The organism is Stenotrophomonas sp. SMYL8 (assembly GCF_036320065.1).
Taxonomy (GTDB): domain Bacteria; phylum Pseudomonadota; class Gammaproteobacteria; order Xanthomonadales; family Xanthomonadaceae; genus Stenotrophomonas; species Stenotrophomonas maltophilia_A.
The window spans coordinates 1-17,612 of sequence record NZ_JAWIRR010000023.1 but is presented as its reverse complement, the minus strand read 5'-3'; the positions used below and the strand labels follow the sequence as shown (position 1 = coordinate 17,612).

The following is a 17,612-nucleotide window of genomic DNA, read 5'->3' as shown; positions in this document are numbered from 1 at the left end:
GCGGATCGATCATCCGCCGCCCCCGGCTTGTTCAGGGCGCGCTGCTCTTCTCCGCAGGTGCGGCCTGCCCGGCCACCTGGCCCCCCAGGCTGCGCGAGAGGAAGGCCAGCAACCTGCTGTAGTACGCACGTTGGTTGGCAGGGGAATAGAAACCATGCCCTTCATTCTTGACGTACAGGGTTTCCACCGGCGTGCCGGCCTTCTTCAACGCAGCTTCCATGCGTTCGCTGTGCACGATCGGCGCACGTTGATCCTGGCCACCCGCGGCCAGGAATACCGGCACCCGCACCTGCGCGGCCAGATTCACCGGGGAACGCTCTGCCAGATCCTTGGGCGATCCCAGCCAGTTCCGCAGGTAGGCCAGGCCTGACTCATCGCTCTGGATGTCTCCGCGGGCGTACATCAACGGCAGGTCGTAGATGCCGACGTAGCCGGCCGCGCACTGGTACATGCCCGGTTCGCGCACCGCCCCCATCATCGCCGCATAGGCACCGTAACTGGCCCCATAGATGCAGATGCGGTTCTTGTCGGCCACGCCCTGTTCGATCGCCCAGCGCGTGGCATCGGTGACGTCATCCTGCATCGACAGCCCCCATTGCTTTCGCGCGGCCTGCATGTGGGCCCGGCCATAGCCGGAAGAGCCGCGGAAATTCACCTGCAGTACCGCGTAACCCGCCGCCGCCAGCATCTGTGTCTCGGTGTCATAGGCGCCCTGGTCGGCGACACCGATCGGACCTCCGTGCGGCACCACCACCATCGGCAGCGCACGGGCCTCGCGGCCATGCGGAACGGTAAGGAAGCCATGCAGCGGACGCCCATCACGCGCCGTCAGGCTGATCGGACGCACCTCCGCCGCCAGCGCGGGGTCGATCCAGTCACTGCGGCTGATCAGGTGCCGTGCACTCTTGCCAACCGTGTCATAGAGATAGAAATCGCCCGGATTGCTGCCTGACCAGGTTTCCACCAGCACCGTCTTGCCATCGCGCGTGCTGGAGGTGATGTAGACCGCTCCGCCCAGGCCGGCTTCGAGGCTGCGGTACAGGCGAGCGTCGTCCGAGGCGTCATCGAAGAATGCCGTTCGCGGCGCACTGCCAAGGAACAGGGCCCCGACCGGCACACGGCTGCCGGGGCGCCGGATGATGCGCGCCGGGTCGGCACTCCCATCGCGCAGCACGGTGCGTCGTTCATTGCTCTGGGGGTCCCAGCTGACAATGGCATCAGGTCCATCTGCCTGCTCGACCTGCAGGTACGCCAGGCGACCATCGGCCGAGAAGCCGAGCGGCGCCTCGATGCGCTTGCTCAGGGATTCATCATTGAGCAGGATCCAGTCGCTGTTGCTGCCCGTGCGGTAGTAGAGCTTCTGCGTGCCATCGGTAACGACAGCGCGTGCGAAACGCACCTCGCCCTGCTCATCGGTCGTGAAGTCCGCATCGGGAATGGGAGCGCGCGCCACGGCGTTGCGGCGACCGGTGATCACGTCCAGGCGCTCGACCTGCGCATGCGAACTGCCGACCAGCGGGATCACCGTCACCAGCGCGTTGCGGTCATCGTCCTTGAGCTCATCACTGAGGTAGGCGGCCACCAGGCCTGCCGGCTTGACCTTGATGTTGGTGCCCAGGCTCTGGTCGGCAACCCGGTACCCCACCAGCAGCTCGCCGCCCTTGCCGTTGGCATTGATACCGAACAGTTCGCCGGTCGGCGTCGGCCGGTCCAGCACGCCGAGCTTCTGTGCCATGCCCACCAGCAGCCGCTCGTTGCTGACCCAGTCGAAGGTGTGGGCGTGATCGTTGCGGGGCGGGCGGAAGCTGCCGACCATTTTCATGTCGGCAATGCGGTAGATCGCCAATGCGGTTCCCGCCTCCAGCGGAACCGTCGCGGCGATGTACTCGCCCCCTGGTGAAATCTTGATGTCGGTAAACGACTCCTGCCGCAGATAGCGATCCAGGTCCAGCGTTGCGGCCGATGCCCCACCCGCAACCGCGCCCAACAGTACAGCCAGCACAATCCTGCGCATCCTTCCCCCATGGAAAACCGGACACCCTGTCCGGATGCACGATTCTAGGCACGTGACCGTTTGCCGCGCCACATCGGCAGAAAAAACGACGGCACCGTTACCGGTGCCGTCGTTACCACTACCTTGGAGAGAGAGTCAGGACGTGGGTTCGGGGGGCGTGCGCCGGGTCAGTGGACCCCGCGCACCGCCAACGTAAGGGCCAGGATGCTGAGGATCACGGCGATGGTGCCGTCGAGCACGCGCCAGGTACTGGGCTTGGTGAAAAGCGGCGCCAGCAGGCGTGCGCCCAGGCCCTGCGCGGTCAGCCACAGGCAGCTGGCAGTCACCACACCGGCGGCGAAGGCCATGCGGGCGTTGCCGAAGTTCTCGGCGATCGAGCCGATCACCATCATGTCCAGCCAGAAGTGCGGGTTGATCAGCGAGAAGCCGACCGCAGCCATCAGCACCGCGCGGCGGCTGCCGTCGTCGCTGTCAGCCTCGCCCATGCCGCCGCCACCGGCAATCGCACGGCGTGCCGACTTCATGGCGTACCAGGCCAGGAACGCCACACCCGTCCACAGCACGGCGGTGGTCAGCCACGGCAGCGCCGAAGTGAGCGTGCGCAGGCCAGCCACGCTGGCAAAGATGAAGATCGCATCGATGGCCGCACAGGTGGCAACCACCGGCACGATGTGCTTGCGCAGGATGCCCTGGCGCAGAATGAAGGCGCTCTGGGCCCCGACCACGGCGAACAGGCCGATGCCGGTAGCTGCACCAGAGAACCAGGCACCGAGGCCGGTGCTGGCGGAGATGACCGAGAACATGGGATTCACTGCCTTTACTTGCTTGGGGGGACGGTGCCTCGCGAAGGCGGACAGCACCGGAACGGGCGCCATTGTCGCGCCGCAACATGAAAAAGACGAGCTAAACTTCCTAAACCAACATTAGCGGAACTTAATTCGATGCGTATCGACCATGCCCAACTGCGCGCCCTCGCCGCAGTGATCCGCGAAGGCAGCTTCGACCGCGCCGCGCAGTCGCTGAATGTCACACCCTCGGCCATCTCGCAGCGGGTCAAGGCACTGGAGGATCGGGTCGGTCGCCTGTTGGTCAAGCGCGGCACCCCGGCCACCGCCACCGCCGAGGGCCAGGTGCTGGTGCAGCTGGCCGAGCAGACCGCCCTGCTCGAGCACGATGCCCTGCACCGGATGGGCCTGGCCGACGAGGACCTGCCGCAGGCCAGCATTCCGGTGGCGGTGAACCACGACAGCCTGGAAACCTGGTTCCCGCAGGCCGCCTCGCAGTTCGCACAGAGCACCGGCACCACCCTGGACCTGCGCGTGGAGGACCAGGACCACACCGTCGAACTGCTGCGCCAGGGCACGGTGCTGGGTGCGGTGACCACGCTGGACGAGCCGGTGCAGGGCTGCCAGATCCACGCGCTGGGCAGCATCCGCTACGCCGCCACCTGTACCCACGAATTCCGCGAACGCCATTTTGCCAAGGGCGTGACCGCGCAGGCGTTGGCGCAGGCCCCAGTGCTGGTGTTCAACCGCAAGGACGAAATGCAGTCGCGCTTCGCCCGGCGCATGGCGGGCGACGACCTGCCCAGCACCGCGCCGACCTGGTGGATTCCCTCCACCCGCGCCTTCGTGCAGGCCAATCTGGGCGGCATGGGCTGGACCATGAACCCATTGCCGCTGGTCAAACGGCACCTGGACGCCGGCCGCCTGGTCTACGTACGCCAGCGCGCGTGGGAAGACGTGCCGCTGTACTGGCAGCACTGGAAGGGTGACGTCCAGACCATGGCCCTGCTGACCCGCGCCGTGCTGGATGCCTCCTCAGCGCTGGTGCGGCGCAAGCGCTGAGGCAGCCCCGCAAAAAAGGGGACGGAGGGGATTAAGTCGTTTAAGGCCCATACGACATTCTGGACAAAGACGACTTAATCCCCTCCGTCCCCTTTTTGCTCCATCCAATCTCCACGAAGTCTCCACACCGGGTCCATGCGTGATGCGGATACTGGTCGGCCGATCACTGCAAGGATGCCCTGCATGCCTGTATTCGTCCGCGATGCGCGCCCCGAAGATGCCGCCGCCTGCATCGACCTGCGCGGGCGCACCCGCGAGAACGCCTTCAGTGCCGCGCAGTTGGCGGAGCTGGGCATCACGCCGGAAAGCTGGGCGGCCGGCATCGCCCAGGGCGATTCGATCGGCCGCGTTGCCTGGGAAGGCGAACGCATGGCCGGTTACTGCTTCGCCGACCGCGACAGCGGCGAGGTGCTGGTGCTGGCCCTGCTGCCGGACTACGAAGGCCGTGGCATCGGCCGCCAGCTGCTGCAGGAGGTGGTGAGCCTGACCCGCGATGCCGGCCATACCCGGTTGTTCCTGGCCTGCTCGGCCGACCCGCGTTCGCGCTCGCATGGCTTCTACCGGCGCCTGGGCTGGCGCCCGACCGGGGAGATCGATGAGGCCGGTGACGAGATTCTGGAGCTGGTCTGATTGAAGGCGTCGCCAGGCATGGCCTGGCGCTACTGGGGCTACGACCGCCAGGCTTGGGCCCGCCGCTCACGTGACGGGGCCGCGAAACGTCGGATGCTGCGTTGCATCAAAAACGGACCGGATCCGGTTAGAATCGCGGATGGATGGCGCAAGGCGTTGTTTCTTCACGCCCTTTCCCTGCCCCACGCGCATCCTGACCCCTTCCCCTCCGCCAACGATCCCGCCCCCATGAAGAAATTTGGCAAGGCCCTGCTCGCCCTGCTCGTGCTGCTGTTGCTGGCCGCCGCGCTGTTCCTGTACTGGCCGCTGACCCAGCGCTCGGTGCCCGCCGCCAGCAACGACAAGCCCGTCGACGTTGTGCTGGTCGGCGCCGGCATCATGAGCATCACCCTGGCCACCTACCTGCAGGAACTGCAGCCGGACTGGAACATCCAGGTCTACGAACGCCTCGACGGCGTCGCCGGTGAAAGCTCCGACGGCTGGAACAACGCCGGCACGGGCCACTCGGCCTTCGCCGAACTGAACTACACCCCCGAACTGCCCGACGGCAGCATCGAGACCAAGCGCGCGGTCGGCATCGCCGAATCGTTCGAGGTCTCGCGCCAGTTCTGGTCGCACCAGGTGAAGGAAGGCCGCCTGAGCCAGCCCAGCGACTTCATCAACCCGACCCCGCACATGAGCTTCGTCTGGGGCGATGACAACATCGCCTACCTGCACAAGCGCCAGCAGGCCCTGGTGAAGAACCCGCTGTTCTACGGCATGCAGTACTCCGAGGATCCGGCACAGATCAAGCAGTGGGCACCGCTGCTGATGGAAGGCCGTGACCCGAAGCAGAAGGTCGCCGCGACCTGGATGCCGCTGGGCACCGACGTCAACTTCGGTGTGATCACCCGCCAGCTGACCACCGGCCTGCAGCGCAGCCCGAACTTCAGCCTGCACCTGAACCACGAAGTGAGCGCACTGCGGCAGAACGCTGACAAGAGCTGGAACGTGACGGTGAAGGACCTCAAGGCCGGAACCGAGTCCACCACCCACGCCCGCTTCGTGTTCATCGGTGCCGGTGGCGCCGCGCTGAAGCTGCTGCAGATGTCCGGCATTCCGGAATCGAAGGACTACGCCGGCTTCCCGGTCGGTGGCCAGTTCCTCGCCTTCCAGGGCCAGGACGTGACCTCGCGCCACGGTGTGAAGGCCTACGGCATGGCCGAAACCGGTTCGCCGCCGATGTCGGTGCCGCACCTGGATGCGCGCAAGCTGGACGGCAAGCCGGTGGTCCTGTTCGGGCCGTTCGCGCTGTACAGCACCAAGTTCCTCAAGCACGGCTCGTGGTGGGACCTGTACTCCTCGGTCACCCACAACAACGTTGGCCCGATGCTGGAAGTGGGCAAGGACAACCTGGACCTGGTGCAGTACCTGATGGCCCAGGCACGCCTGAACGATGCCGATCGCCAGGCCGAACTGGTCAAGTACTTCCCCAATGCCAAGCCGGGCGACTGGAAGCTGGTCACCGCCGGCCAGCGCGTGCAGATCATCAAGCGTGATCCGCTGAAGGGCCCGGTGCTGCAGTTCGGTACCGAGATCGTGACCGACAAGGACCACACCATCGCCGCCCTGCTCGGTGCCTCGCCGGGTGCATCGACCTCGCCGCCGATCATGCTGGACCTGATGGCCAAGGCCTTCCCGGACCAGATGAAGGCCGGCTGGGAAACCCGCCTGCGCGAGATCGTGCCGTCGTACGGGCGCAAGCTCAACGACAACGCCGCGCTGGTCAACGAGATCCGCACGCTGACCAGCCAGACCCTGCGCCTGCCGTACCTGGAGGTGCCGGTGGACGCCAATGCGGCGGCTCCGGTGCCGGCAGCCGTTCCGGCGCCGGCCAAGGAAAAGCGCAACGCCAACGAGGAACTGCAGGCGCTGTAAGCCTGGCAGATTCCCTGCAGCAGACACGGATGGCCACCTTCGGGTGGCCGTTCGCGTTTGGGCCGCTCCCTGCTGCAGAAAGCGATGCCCGGCGCCGGGAATCCTATGCACAATGACGCGAATTGTAATGTTGTTACGAATTATTTACATTTGCGTCCTGCGCAGTGACCGCGCCCCTCCCAGATGGACCTGATGTGCCCGAAGCCGCCGCCCCGGGTGCTGGACGACTGTTGCCGCCCCCTTCCCGTCTCCGAGCTTCGAACCCACCATGTCCCTGACGTTCCGTAACCGCCTGCCCCGCCGTGCGCTGCTGCCGGCTGCCCTGCTCTCTTCGCTCGCGCTGGTCGCGTCTCCGGCGTTCGCCGAGGCCGCCGCCGATGCATCCGATGCCAAGACCCTGGACCGGGTCAGCGTCCGTGCCGAGCAGTCCGCTCCGCCATCCAGCACCACCCGCCTGCCGATCACACTGCAGGAAACCCCGCAGTCGGCCACTGCGATCAGCCTGAAGCGCCTGCAGGACGAATCGCTGTTCAGCATCAACGACGTGATGCGCAACGTCACCGGCGTCAGCGTGTCCTTCTATGACACCCAGCGCCCGCTGTACTACGCACGCGGCTTCGCCATCACCGACTTCCAGGTCGATGGCATTCCCACCTACAGCGGTTCCACCAACCAGGAATACGACACCGCCTTCTACGACCGCATCGAAGTGATCCGCGGTGCCAACGGCCTGCTCAGCGGCGCCGGCGTGCCGTCGGCCACGGTGAATCTGCTGCGCAAGCGGCCGGGCAAGGAGTTCGATGCCTCGTTCGCGGTCAGCGCCGGCAGCTGGGACTATCGGCGCATGGAGGCGGACGTGACCGCGCCGCTGACCGATGACGGCCGTTTCCGCAGCCGCGTGGTCGCCGCCTATACCGATCGTGGCCTGTATTACGACCGCTACGACGAGAACAAGATGGCCGGCATGGCGGTGCTGGAAGGCGACGTCACCGACAGCACCACGATCACCCTCGGTTACCAGAGCCAGGACAACAATCCGACCGGCTCGACCTGGGGCACCGTGCCGTTCTTCGACAACCAGGGCAATTTCGCGCACCTGCCGCGCTCGACCAACCTGTCGCCGAAGTGGAGCTACTGGAAGCGCGAGAGCAACACTGCCTTCGCCAACCTGGAACAGCGCTTCGGCGACAACTGGCTGCTGAAGATCAACACCGCCTACACCCGCGGCAACGTGCAGAATGTGCGCCTGTACGGCACTGGCGAGCCGGACCCGGTGACCGGCTCGGGCATCTTCCTGCGTGCGGCCGCCGGTGATTCGAAGGACACCCGGCGCAACGTCGATGCTTACCTGACCGGAAGCTTCGACCTGTTCGGCCGTGAGCACGACCTCACTGTGGGGGCCCAGTGGTCGGACCTGGAAGGCACGACGAATACCCTGGCACTGAACTTCCCGGCCGACTGGGCAACGTGTGTCAGCGCCACGGGTGCACGCGAACGCTGCTACTACATTCCCAACGTGTACAGCTGGAACGGCGACATCTCCGAGGTCACCTACCGCCGTACCGGCGCGCGCCGCGTGGCCAAGACCACACAGAGTGGCATCTACCTGGCCACCCGCCTGCGCCTGGCCGATCCGCTGTCGCTGATTGCCGGCGCACGCCTGAGCCGCTGGGAAACCCTCAGCCGCTCCTACAACGCCGCAGGCGCCTACACCGGCACCAGCGGTGCGTACAAGGTGAGTGATGAAGTCACCCCGTACGTGGGCCTGGTCTACGACATCACGCCGAACGTCTCGGCGTATGCCAGCTACACCGAGATCTTCAACCCGCAGAACTTCAAGGACCGCAACGAGAACCTGCTGGCGCCAGTACAGGGCTCGAACCTGGAAGCGGGCATCAAGACGCAGTGGTTCGATGGCCGCCTGACCGCCAATGCCGCCGTGTTCGAAGCCAAGCAGGACAACTACGCGGTGCGTGACATGGGCGTGCCGGAGGGTTCGCTGAGCGATGGCACCTCCGCCTACGTCGGCGTCAACGGCACCAAGGCGCGCGGTTGGGAGATGGACGTCAATGGCGAGATCCTGCCGGGCTGGACGGTCAATGCCGGCTATACCCACGTCAAGGTCACCCGCGCCGCCACCGATCTGCTGTACGCCAACCCGCCGGAGGATCTGTTGCAGCTCAACACCCAGCTGCAGCTGCGCGGTGCGCTGGAACGCCTGAGCGTTGGCGGTGGCGTGCAGTGGCAGAGCAGGGTGCAGGGCTACAACATCGCCTACCCGCTGGGCGGCACGGTGACGGTGAACCAGCCGGCCTACATGCTGGTGCAGTTCAACGCCAACTACCGCATCAGCGACAACTGGACGGCAACCCTGAGCGTGCGCAACGCACTGGACAAGACCTACTGGGCGAATCTGGACTACAACAACTACGGCGAACCGCGCTTCGTGTCGGCCAGCCTGCGCTGGAAGTTCTGAGCCACCAGAAACGGTAATGCCGGGCGCGGGGCGGCGCCCGCCGAGTCAAAGATTTCGGGGGGCCGGGCACCGGGCGCGCCAGCCACAACACCCGTCCCGGCGGGCCGCGCCCCGCCCCCACGCTCGCCCCCCCCCCGGCGCCCCCGCCCCCCCCCCGGCACTACCCCGATCGATGCGGGTCATCCTCCATTTCAATCTGAATGGGCCCGCCTTCGCGCGGGCCCTGCTTTTTGCTGCAGTGCGGGTTGCATGCTCGACTGTAATTATGCCGTAATTACATCGACACCAATCGGAAGCCGGTCGATGAACCCGAGCTGGGATACGTTGGAACGCAGCCGCCAGGCCCGCCTGGAACGTGCCGCGCCGTGGGCCCGGGGACGTGAGGTCGCCGCCACCGACGTGGGCGAGCTGCTGCACGCACTGCTGGAGCCGGGCGACAAGGTCTGCCTGGAAGGCAACAACCAGAAGCAGGCCGACTTCCTCGCCCAGTGCCTGGCTGACCTCGATCCCGCGCGGGTGCATGACCTGCACATGGTGCAGTCGGTGCTGTCGCTGCCCTCGCACCTGGATGTGTTCGAACGCGGCATCGCCTCGAAACTGGACTTCTCGTTCTCCGGCCCGCAATCGGTGCGGCTGGCCAACCTGGTGGCCGAAGGGCGCATCCAGATCGGTGCCATCCACACCTACCTGGAACTGTTCGGCCGCTACTTCATCGACCTCACGCCCCGCGTAGCGCTGGTCGCCGCGCAGGCCGCCGATCGCCACGGCAATCTCTACACCGGCCCGAACACCGAAGACACCCCGGTCATCGTCGAGGCCACCGCGTTCGGTGGCGGCATCGTCATCGCCCAGGTCAACGAGATCGTCGACACCCTGCCCCGCGTCGACATCCCTGCTGACTGGGTCAACTTCGTAGTGCAGGCCCCGAAGCCGAACCACATCGAGCCGCTGTTCACCCGCGACCCGGCGCAGATCTCCGAGATCCAGGTGCTGATGGCGATGATGGCGATCAAGGGCATCTACGCCGAGTACGGCGTGAACCGCCTCAACCATGGCATCGGCTTCGACACCGCGGCCATCGAGCTGCTGCTGCCGACCTACGCCGAATCGCTCGGGCTGAAGGGAAAGATCTGCCAGCACTGGGCGCTCAATCCACACCCCGCACTGATTCCGGCGATCGAATCGGGCTTCGTCAAATCGGTGCATTCGTTCGGTTCCGAACTGGGCATGGAGAAGTACATCGCCGCACGCAGCGATGTGTTCTTCACCGGCGCCGATGGCTCGATGCGCTCCAACCGCGCGTTCTCGCAGACCGCGGGCCTGTATGCGTGTGACATGTTCATCGGTTCCACCCTGCAGATCGACCTGCAGGGCAACAGCTCCACCGCCACGCGCGACCGCATCGCCGGCTTCGGTGGCGCACCGAACATGGGCTCCGATGCACGTGGCCGCCGCCATGCCAGCGAGGCCTGGATCAAGGCCGGCCAGCAGGCCGCACGCCCCGGTGAGATGCCGCGTGGCCGCAAGCTGGTGGTGCAGATGGTGGAAACCTTCCGCGAACACATGGCACCGGCCTTCGTCGATCGGCTGGACGCCTGGGAGCTGGCCGAGCGCGCGGACATGCCGCTGCCACCGGTGATGATCTATGGCGACGACGTCAGCCATGTGCTGACCGAGGAAGGCATCGCCAACCTGCTGCTGTGCCGCACTCCTGAGGAACGCGAACAAGCGATCCGCGGCGTGTCCGGCTATACCGCCGTGGGCATGGGGCGCGACCGCGCGATGGTGGAGAACCTGCGCGACCGCGGCGTGATCCGCCGTCCCGATGACCTCGGCATCTCCGTGCGCGATGCCAGCCGTGACCTGCTTGCGGCGCGTTCGGTGAAGGACCTGGTGCGCTGGTCCGGCGGCCTGTACGACCCGCCCAAGCGCTTCCGCAACTGGTAAGGGGCTGAGCATGGAAACCCTCGACTATCGATTCGAAGGACACACGGCGGTGCAGTTTCCGCGCGATGCAGTGCTGGTCGGCGTACTGGCCTCGGGCAATCTGGAAATCCTGCTGGAACCGGCCGCACTGGACGGCGCGATGACGGTGCGCATCATCACCGCCGCGCAGGGCTTTGGCCGCGTCTGGGAGGCGGTGATCGGTGATTTCGCACAGCGCCATCCACTGCGCGATGTACGCGTCTCGATCAACGACGCCGGCGCAACCCCGGCGGTGGTCAGCCTGCGCCTGGACCAGGCGGTGGAAACGCTGCTTGCTGGAGATCCACGATGAACCGGACGCAGCGCCACAGTTACTACGAAGCCGATGCACGCGAGCGCATCGCCGGGCTGATCGACGCCGGCTCGTTCCGTGAATTCCTCGGCCCAGCGCGGCGGATGATGAGCCCGCACCTGGCACAGCTCGACCAGCCCGCGGCGTTCGACGACGGCATCGTTGTCGGCGAAGCCACACTGCGCGGCCGACGCGTGCTGCTGGCCGCACAGCAGGGTGAATTCATGGGCGGCGGCGTGGGCGAGGTGCACGGCGCCAAGTTGACCGGGCTGCTGCACCGTGCAGCGGAAACCCGACCTGACGGTGTGCTGCTGCTGCTCGATACCGGTGGCGTGCGCCTGCACGAAGCCAATGCAGGGCTCATCGCCATTTCCGAGATCATGCGCGCCACGCTGGATGCGCGCGCTGCAGGCGTGCCGGTGGTGGCGCTGATCGGCAGCGGCAACGGCGCATTCGGTGGCATGGGCATCGTCGCCCGCTGCTGCAGCACGCTGGTCATGTCCGAGGAAGGCCGGCTGTCACTGTCCGGGCCGGAAGTAATCGAGACCGTGCGTGGTGTGGAAGAGTTCGATTCCCGCGATCGCGCGCTGGTCTGGCGCGTAACGGGAGGCAAGCACCGCTACCTGATCGACCAGGCACAGGTGCTGGTGCCCGATGCCATCGAGGCGTTCGCGCAGGCTGCCAGCAATGCGCTGCAGCCCGATACCAGCAGCACCGATCCAGATACTGCACTGGCCGCGCTGCAGGAACGCCATGCGGCACTGAAGGCGCGCGTGCAGGCCTGGGGCGATTGCCGCGATGGCCTGGAGATCTGGGCGCGGCTGGGTATCACTACCCCCGAGCGACTGCCGCTGCTCGACACCGATGCGTTCCTCATCGCCACCGCCGACCGGAGCCTGCCATGAGCATGCCGCTGCAGACCCTGCTCGATGCCCTGTTCCCGCATGGGCATGCCATTGCGGTGAACGATTCGGTGCTGACCGGTAGCGCCACCACCGAGGATGGCGAGGTGACCGTGATCGGTACCGCCGACAAACTCGAAGTCGGCGTGGACCACGCATTGGCACTGGCCGAAACCGTGCTTGCCAGCACCGCCGCGCTTCCACAGCGACCGATCGTGATGCTGGTGGACACCGCTGGCCAGCGCCTGGCGCGGCGTGACGAACTGCTTGGCATCAACGGCTACTTCGCTCACTTGGCGCAGACGCTGGATCTGGCACGCCGACGCGGTGCGCGGCTGGTGACCCTGGTCTATGGCGAGTCGGTCAGCGGCGGCTTTCTGTCGTTCGGCCTGATGGCCGACCACATCCACGCCCTGCCCGATGCACAGGTGCGGGTGATGGACCTGCGCGCGATGGCGCGGGTGACCAAGCAACCGCTGGAGAAACTGCAGGCACTCAGCCAGACCTCGCCGGTGTTCGCGCCGGGCGTGGAGAACTACGTGGCGATGGGTGCGGTGGAATCGCTGTGGGAGGGCGATCTTGCCCAGCACCTGCTGCAGGCGCTGCGCACGCCCGCCGAAGGCGACCTGCGTGCCGCACGCGGCGCACATCGCGGCGGTCGTACCCTGGCGGCAGGGGTTTCGACTGCGGTGGCCCACGGCGATGCCTGAGCGGCCCGCCCGCCACACGCTGGCCTGGCTGTCGGCCGATGCCGACTGGCGGGCTGACGTGACTGCACAGGAACCACGCCTGGCAGCGTGGTTCGCGCAGGGCCTACCGGCCATGGTGGCGCGCTGTGCGGCGGACGACCCCGACCCTCGGCTGCGCCTGGGGGTACCGCTACCGCCAAGCGAAGGCAAGCAACGGCTGGCGCTGCGCGTGGCCCTGCAGGACGTCCAGCAGCTGCAGCCTCCCCCTCCCTTGGATCACGTTCTCGCCGGCGGCGTTCCGGCGGATTGGCAGGCGGCGTTGCAGGCAATGCTGCGGCTTGCACCAGCCCGCGTATTCGGCGCCTTCGCATGGCAGCACCTCAGCGGACTGCCCTATGTGCACCCGCGCTCGGACATCGACCTGCTGTGGCAGGTGGATGACGCGCGCCAGGCCGACCTGCTGGTCGAACGCCTGCAGCACTGGGAAAGCGCCTACGGGCATCGCGTAGATGGCGAACTGTGCCTGGTGGATGGTGGCGCGGTGAACTGGCGCGAATACGCCGGTCGCAGCCGCGAAGTACTGGTCAAACGCATTGATGGTGCCGCTCTGGAACTGCGCGAGGCCTTGTTCAACGCCACTGGAGTTGTCGCATGAACGCTGTCGTGAAGCGCGTCGCCCGGTCCACCCCGGCGGTGGACAGCGCGCGCCTGGGGCGCCTTGCCATCGCCAGCCTGCACGCCGAACTGGCCCTTGCCCCCAAACCGGGACTGGTTACACCGTTCGATCGCGGCAGCCACCACGACATGGATGCCGGCACCTTCCTGCGCAGCCTGTTCGCGTTGCGCCACTATTTCATCGCCGTGGCCGACGCCGGTGCCAGCGCGGCGCCGTTCCAGACGCTGCGCCGGCATGGCATCGCTGCCGAGATATCGATGCTGCACGCCACTGCGGGCATCAACACCCATCGCGGTGCGATCTTCAGCCTTGGCCTGCTGGTGGCCGCGTCCGCTGCCTGCTGGGGCCGCGCGGGCCGTGTCGCCGCAGCCGAGCAGGTCTGCCAGGAAGTGCGCCGTTGGACGGCCGAGCTCGCCGACGCGCCTCTGGATGCGAACAGCCCTGGCCAGCGCGCGCGTGCACGGCACGGCGTGCAAGGTGTGCGCGAACAAGCGGCCGCCGGCTACCCGCTGCTGCGCGAAGTGGCACTGCCTGCCCTGCGCCACGCACTGACCAGCGGCCTGCCACGCGAGGCCGCGATGTGCCAGACCCTGATGCAGCTGATCGCGTGCGTGGATGACCTCAACCTGCTGCACCGCGGCGGCGCCGACGGCCTGCGCTGGGCCCAGCGGCAGGCACGCACCTTCCTGGACGCCGGTGGCACCTTCGCGCCGGACTGGCAGGTACATCTGCGTCGCATCGGTGACGGCTTCGTCATGCGCCGGCTGAGCCCGGGCGGCAGCGCAGACCTGTTGGCCTGCAGCGTGTTCCTGCTGCAGCAGGAGCAGGCATGAGCCTGGCCCTGCTCTGCCCCGGCCAAGGCGCGCAGCACGCGGCGATGTTCGATCGCGTGCGCGATCTAGCTGCCGCGCGGCCGGTGCTCGATGCCACGAGCGAACTGCTCGGCCGCGATGTATTCGCCGCTGCGGCGGCCGACGACCGCTTCGACAATGTGCGGGCGCAACCACTGCTGTGCGCAGCAAGCCTGGCGCATTGGCAGGGCCTGCGCGAGGTATTGCCAACGCCGACGGTGATCGCGGGTTACAGCATCGGCGAGCTGGCCGCACATGCCATCGCCGGCGGCGTCGATGCGGCCACCTGCCTTGCCCTGGCTGCGCAGCGCGCGCTGTTGATGGACAGTGCCAGCCCCGCCGATGCAGGCCTGCAGGCAGTGCTTGGCCTGGAACGCCATGTACTGCAGCCGCTGTGCGATCTGCACGGAGCGCACGTGGCCATCGCCAACGGGCAGGACCATTTCATCGTGGGCGGCACGCACGCCTCATTGCAGCGGCTGGCCGATGCCGCGCGGCCGCAGGGTGCGGACATCCGTCCACTGCCGGTGCACGTGCCTGCACACACACCGTTGCTGACAGCGGCGGTCGCACCGTTCGCTGCCGCACTCGACGCCTCGCCACTGCAGGTCCCACGCCTGCCGCTGCTGGCCGGCATCGATGCGCGACCGGTGCGGGACCGCGCAACGGCAGTCCACACGCTGTCGGCGCAGCTCGCGCAGACCATCGAATGGGCGCAGGTGATGCGCCAGGCCTTCGAGCGTGGCGCGCGGGTGTTCCTGCAGCTGGGCCCGGGCAACGCATTGGCACGCATGGTCGCGCCGGCCTATCCGTGCTGCGAGGTGCGCGCGGTGGAAGAGTTCCACAGCCTTGAAGGCGCGGCGGCATGGGTTCGCAGTGCGCTGGAGCGGCTGCAGTAACGGGTTCGAGCAGTACGTATCACGCAACACGCAGTACGTCGCCTTACCCCGGGATGGCGGGTCTCCATCCGCGCTGTACGTGAGTCACGTGTCTGGGAGGGCGCATGAGTCCACAAATCGCAACGATCATCGGTCTGGTGATCATGTTCATCGTTGCCACCGCGATGCCGATCAACATGGGCGCCGTCGCCTTCGCGCTGGCCTTCATCATCGGCGGGCTGTGGGTCGACATGGGCGGCAAAGAGGTGCTGGCCGGCTTCCCCGGCGATCTGTTCCTGACCCTGGTCGGCATCACCTATCTGTTCGCCATCGCGCAGAAGAACGGCACCATCGACCTGCTGGTGCACTGGGCAGTGAAAGCCGTGCGCGGCCATATCGTGGCCATTCCGTGGGTGATGTTCGTGATCACCGCGGTCCTCACTGCGTTCGGTGCACTGGGCCCGGCGGCGGTCGCGATCATCGGCCCGGTCGCGCTGCGCTTTGCCAAGCAGTACAACATCAATCCACTGATGATGGGCCTGCTGGTCATCCATGGTGCGCAGGCGGGCGGCTTCTCGCCGATCAGCGTGTACGGCAGCATCACCAATGGCGTGGTGCAGAAAGCCGGGCTGGAAGTGACCGAGATGGCGGTGTTCCTGACCAGTCTGGGCTTCAACTTCATGATGGCGACGATCTGCTTCTTCGCCTTTGGTGGCATCGCCCTGCTGCGCCGTGGCTCGATCACCGCAGCAGGAACACTCGGCAATGCCGAGCTGGCGATGGCCGGTGGCCCGCAGGCGTCGTCGCGCCAGTTCGCGATCGAAGGTCATGGCGCGCTGGTCGCGGCAGGCGGCGGCACGCTCAGCAATGATCCGGTGGCACTGGATGCGGTGAACCTGACCCGCGAGCGGTTGTTCACCCTGATCGGCCTGCTCGGCCTGGGCGTGGCCGCGCTGATCTACAACCTCAACGTCGGCCTGGTCTCGATCACCGTGGCGGTGGCGCTGGCGCTGTTGTCCCCGCAGAGCCAGAAGGGTGCGGTCGATGGCATCAGCTGGTCCACCGTGCTGCTGATCTGCGGCGTGGTGACCTACATCGGCGTGCTGGAACATGCCGGCGCGGTGGACTTCATCGGCAACGGTGTCTCCGACATCGGCATCCCGCTGCTCGGTGCGCTGCTGGTCTGCTACGTCGGCGGCATCGTTTCCGCATTCGCTTCGTCGGCAGCGGTACTCGGTGCGACGATCCCATTGGCGGTGCCGTTCCTGATGCAGGGCCACCTCAGCGCCGCCGGCGTGATCTGCGCGCTGGCGGTGTCATCCACCATTGTCGATGTCAGCCCGTTCTCGACCAATGGCGCACTGGTGGTGGCCTCGGCAGCGAAGGAAGAGCGCGAGACCCTGTTCCGCCGCTTCCTGGTCTACAGCGGACTGGTGGTGGCGCTAGGGCCGCTGCTGGCCTGGCTGGTGTTCGTGGTGCCAGGCTGGATGTAACCACCCAACGGTAGTGCCGGCCGCTGGCCGGCACTCTCATGAAGCCATCCAGCAATCATGGGTTGCCGGCCAGCGGCCGGCACTACCTGGCGGTACACTTCCACCATGGCCATTGCCCCTGCCCCGCGGTCACCGAAGAAGCGCGCGCCTCTGTACGAAGAGGTGGCCGAACACGTGCGCGAGCGCATCTACGATTACCGGCTGCCGCCGGGAGAATGGATCGACGAGCCCGCGCTGTGCGAAGAACTGGGCATCAGCCGCACGCCCCTGCGCGAGGCGCTGAAGCTGCTGGCCGCCGAAGGCCTGGTGCAGATCGATGCGGGTCGTGGCAGCCGGGTCACGCGACTGACGCTGGAAGACCTCAACCAGCTGTTCCCGGTGATGGCGATGCTGGAAGGCCGCTGCGCGCATGAGGCGGTGAAGCACATCGACGACGCCGGCGTGCAGCAGCTGGAAGACCTGCATGCAGCGATGGAAGCAGCGGCGGCCGAGGGCAACATCGCCGAGTACTACCGCAACAACTACCTGATCCACGAAACCGTGCAGCACTACGCGGGCAACCCGTGGCTGATCCGCATCACCCACGACCTGCACCGCATCCTGAAGATGCACCGTGGCCGCCAGCTGTTGACGCCGGGCCGCACCGCGCAGTCGTTGGCCGAACACCGCGAGCTGATGGAATGCTTCCGCCGCCGCGACGCGCAGGCCGCCGAACGCACCATGGAACGCCATCTGCTGAGCCAGGGCCAGGCACTGGCCGCCTATGTCGCGGCGGGCGGGCTGTTGAATGTGCCAGCGCCGTTGCCGACCGAAGGCGGCGGCTGAGCTGTTGAGGTTGCCGGCCAGCGGCCGGCACTACCGGCCGCAGCCAACCGCTGTTCTGTAGAGTCGAGCCATGCTCGACTGCCTTTCGATCAGGCACCGCGGCGTTGGAGCGAAGTGCAGTCGAGCATGGCTCGAC

15 protein-coding genes are annotated in these 17,612 nt (G+C 66.8%); 13 read left to right on the top strand and 2 right to left on the bottom strand.

Annotation, left to right across the window (positions count from 1 at the left end; translation table 11 throughout):
- Positions 1 to 31: 31 nt before the first annotated feature.
- Entirely contained in the window at positions 32 to 2,014 is a 1,983-nt protein-coding gene (locus tag V3B25_RS16345) for a S9 family peptidase (protein WP_329811007.1), read from the bottom strand.
- 167 nt (positions 2,015 to 2,181) lie between these two features.
- Positions 2,182 to 2,817 carry a LysE family transporter gene (locus tag V3B25_RS16340; protein WP_005408523.1) on the bottom strand — a complete coding sequence of 212 codons (636 nt, stop codon included), beginning with the start codon at positions 2,815 to 2,817 and terminating at the stop codon, positions 2,182 to 2,184.
- 138 nt (positions 2,818 to 2,955) lie between these two features.
- Here V3B25_RS16340 and V3B25_RS16335 point away from each other — a divergent pair, with 138 nt between their 5' ends.
- The 13 genes from V3B25_RS16335 (at position 2,956) to V3B25_RS16275 (ending at position 17,476) form a co-directional block, all read left to right on the top strand.
- Positions 2,956 to 3,861 (top strand): LysR family transcriptional regulator ArgP, encoded by a 906-nt coding sequence (locus V3B25_RS16335; protein WP_329811006.1) that lies wholly within the window; start codon positions 2,956 to 2,958, stop codon positions 3,859 to 3,861.
- 183 nt (positions 3,862 to 4,044) lie between these two features.
- Positions 4,045 to 4,491 carry a GNAT family N-acetyltransferase gene (locus V3B25_RS16330; protein WP_049398889.1) on the top strand — a complete coding sequence of 149 codons (447 nt, stop codon included), beginning with the start codon at positions 4,045 to 4,047 and terminating at the stop codon, positions 4,489 to 4,491.
- A gap of 228 nt (positions 4,492 to 4,719) precedes the next feature.
- The gene (gene mqo, locus V3B25_RS16325; RefSeq protein ID WP_329811005.1) at positions 4,720 to 6,408 is read left to right on the top strand and encodes a malate dehydrogenase (quinone); all 1,689 of its coding nucleotides are present in this window, start codon (positions 4,720 to 4,722) and stop codon (positions 6,406 to 6,408) included.
- 268 nt (positions 6,409 to 6,676) lie between these two features.
- On the top strand, positions 6,677 to 8,884 hold the full coding sequence (locus V3B25_RS16320; protein WP_329811004.1) for a TonB-dependent siderophore receptor: 2,208 nt from the start codon (positions 6,677 to 6,679) through the stop codon (positions 8,882 to 8,884).
- Between the two features lie 303 nt (positions 8,885 to 9,187).
- Positions 9,188 to 10,831: a malonate decarboxylase subunit alpha gene (mdcA, locus tag V3B25_RS16315; protein ID WP_100437532.1), complete on the top strand. Its 1,644-nt coding sequence runs from the start codon at positions 9,188 to 9,190 to the stop codon at positions 10,829 to 10,831.
- 10 nt (positions 10,832 to 10,841) lie between these two features.
- Positions 10,842 to 11,162, top strand: a complete 321-nt coding sequence (gene mdcC / locus V3B25_RS16310; RefSeq protein ID WP_049398883.1) for a malonate decarboxylase acyl carrier protein — start codon at positions 10,842 to 10,844, stop codon at positions 11,160 to 11,162.
- Complete coding sequence (locus V3B25_RS16305; protein WP_329810849.1) at positions 11,159 to 12,067, top strand: biotin-independent malonate decarboxylase subunit beta; 909 nt, start codon at positions 11,159 to 11,161, stop codon at positions 12,065 to 12,067. The genes mdcC and V3B25_RS16305 overlap by 4 nt, the downstream gene beginning before the upstream one ends.
- Before the next feature lie 2 nt (positions 12,068 to 12,069).
- Positions 12,070 to 12,774: a biotin-independent malonate decarboxylase subunit gamma gene (gene mdcE / locus V3B25_RS16300; protein ID WP_329810853.1), complete on the top strand. Its 705-nt coding sequence runs from the start codon at positions 12,070 to 12,072 to the stop codon at positions 12,772 to 12,774.
- On the top strand, positions 12,767 to 13,408 hold the full coding sequence (mdcG, locus tag V3B25_RS16295) for a malonate decarboxylase holo-[acyl-carrier-protein] synthase (protein WP_329810850.1): 642 nt from the start codon (positions 12,767 to 12,769) through the stop codon (positions 13,406 to 13,408). Before mdcE ends, mdcG begins: the two co-directional genes overlap by 8 nt.
- On the top strand, positions 13,405 to 14,262 hold the full coding sequence (gene mdcB, locus V3B25_RS16290) for a triphosphoribosyl-dephospho-CoA synthase MdcB (RefSeq protein ID WP_329810851.1): 858 nt from the start codon (positions 13,405 to 13,407) through the stop codon (positions 14,260 to 14,262). Before mdcG ends, mdcB begins: the two co-directional genes overlap by 4 nt.
- The gene (gene mdcH / locus V3B25_RS16285) at positions 14,259 to 15,179 is read left to right on the top strand and encodes a malonate decarboxylase subunit epsilon (protein ID WP_329810852.1); all 921 of its coding nucleotides are present in this window, start codon (positions 14,259 to 14,261) and stop codon (positions 15,177 to 15,179) included. Before mdcB ends, mdcH begins: the two co-directional genes overlap by 4 nt.
- Positions 15,180 to 15,283: 104 nt before the next feature.
- The gene (locus V3B25_RS16280; protein WP_032127621.1) at positions 15,284 to 16,651 is read left to right on the top strand and encodes an SLC13 family permease; all 1,368 of its coding nucleotides are present in this window, start codon (positions 15,284 to 15,286) and stop codon (positions 16,649 to 16,651) included.
- A gap of 105 nt (positions 16,652 to 16,756) precedes the next feature.
- Complete coding sequence (locus tag V3B25_RS16275) at positions 16,757 to 17,476, top strand: GntR family transcriptional regulator (RefSeq protein WP_012510388.1); 720 nt, start codon at positions 16,757 to 16,759, stop codon at positions 17,474 to 17,476.
- Positions 17,477 to 17,612: the final 136 nt, after the last annotated feature.

Bases quoted from the DNA above. Each gene is read 5' to 3' on its own strand.
- V3B25_RS16345 (WP_329811007.1), bottom strand. From the start codon at position 2,014: ATGCGCAGGATTGTGCTGGCTGTACTGTTGGGCGCGGTTGCGGGTGGG.
- V3B25_RS16340 (WP_005408523.1), bottom strand. From the start codon at position 2,817: ATGTTCTCGGTCATCTCCGCCAGCACCGGCCTCGGTGCCTGGTTCTCT.
- V3B25_RS16335 (WP_329811006.1), top strand. From the start codon at position 2,956: ATGCGTATCGACCATGCCCAACTGCGCGCCCTCGCCGCAGTGATCCGC.
- V3B25_RS16330 (WP_049398889.1), top strand. From the start codon at position 4,045: ATGCCTGTATTCGTCCGCGATGCGCGCCCCGAAGATGCCGCCGCCTGC.
- mqo (WP_329811005.1), top strand. From the start codon at position 4,720: ATGAAGAAATTTGGCAAGGCCCTGCTCGCCCTGCTCGTGCTGCTGTTG.
- V3B25_RS16320 (WP_329811004.1), top strand. From the start codon at position 6,677: ATGTCCCTGACGTTCCGTAACCGCCTGCCCCGCCGTGCGCTGCTGCCG.
- mdcA (WP_100437532.1), top strand. From the start codon at position 9,188: ATGAACCCGAGCTGGGATACGTTGGAACGCAGCCGCCAGGCCCGCCTG.
- mdcC (WP_049398883.1), top strand. From the start codon at position 10,842: ATGGAAACCCTCGACTATCGATTCGAAGGACACACGGCGGTGCAGTTT.
- V3B25_RS16305 (WP_329810849.1), top strand. From the start codon at position 11,159: ATGAACCGGACGCAGCGCCACAGTTACTACGAAGCCGATGCACGCGAG.
- mdcE (WP_329810853.1), top strand. From the start codon at position 12,070: ATGCCGCTGCAGACCCTGCTCGATGCCCTGTTCCCGCATGGGCATGCC.
- mdcG (WP_329810850.1), top strand. From the start codon at position 12,767: ATGCCTGAGCGGCCCGCCCGCCACACGCTGGCCTGGCTGTCGGCCGAT.
- mdcB (WP_329810851.1), top strand. From the start codon at position 13,405: ATGAACGCTGTCGTGAAGCGCGTCGCCCGGTCCACCCCGGCGGTGGAC.
- mdcH (WP_329810852.1), top strand. From the start codon at position 14,259: ATGAGCCTGGCCCTGCTCTGCCCCGGCCAAGGCGCGCAGCACGCGGCG.
- V3B25_RS16280 (WP_032127621.1), top strand. From the start codon at position 15,284: ATGAGTCCACAAATCGCAACGATCATCGGTCTGGTGATCATGTTCATC.
- V3B25_RS16275 (WP_012510388.1), top strand. From the start codon at position 16,757: ATGGCCATTGCCCCTGCCCCGCGGTCACCGAAGAAGCGCGCGCCTCTG.